1 protein-coding gene is annotated in these 409 nt (G+C 61.4%); it reads left to right on the top strand.

The genetic code is table 11. The features are described from left to right. Window positions 1-142: 142 nt before the first annotated feature. A partial coding sequence (locus tag EN857_RS33390) for a recombinase RecT (RefSeq protein WP_189522825.1) occupies window positions 143-409 on the top strand: 267 nt, incomplete at its 3' end.

Here is a 409-nt window from a genome sequence, read left to right as displayed (position 1 = left end):
ATCGACGACATCGACAAGTTCGTCAGGGCCTACGTCCGCGCCAACAAGAACACGGCGCCGCTGCCCGGCGTCGAAATCTTCCAGGACAGCAAGACTTCATTCCGCGGCTGAGCCGCGACGCCGAAGCAGGAGACGATATCTGATGAATCAGGTTGCTGAACGCGGACCACGAGAGATCGACGTCGTTCGATCTCAGTTCGCCAACATGAACGATCAATTTAAGGCCGCGCTGCCAGCCCACATCCCGGTGGAACGGTTCGCGCGTGTCGTGATGACCGCTATCCAGAACAAGCCGGAGCTGCTGTCGGCGCCGCGCAAGGATCTCTTCAACGCCGCGATGAAAGCGGCACAAGACGGCTTGCTGCCCGACGGCCGTGAAGGCGCCCTGGTGCTTCGCGGCAGCGTCAAG

It is taken from the genome of Mesorhizobium sp. M4B.F.Ca.ET.214.01.1.1 (assembly GCF_004791545.1).
Taxonomy (GTDB): domain Bacteria; phylum Pseudomonadota; class Alphaproteobacteria; order Rhizobiales; family Rhizobiaceae; genus Mesorhizobium; species Mesorhizobium abyssinicae.
Note: the sequence above shows the minus strand (reverse complement) of the source record. Positions and strands in the feature narration are given on the sequence as shown.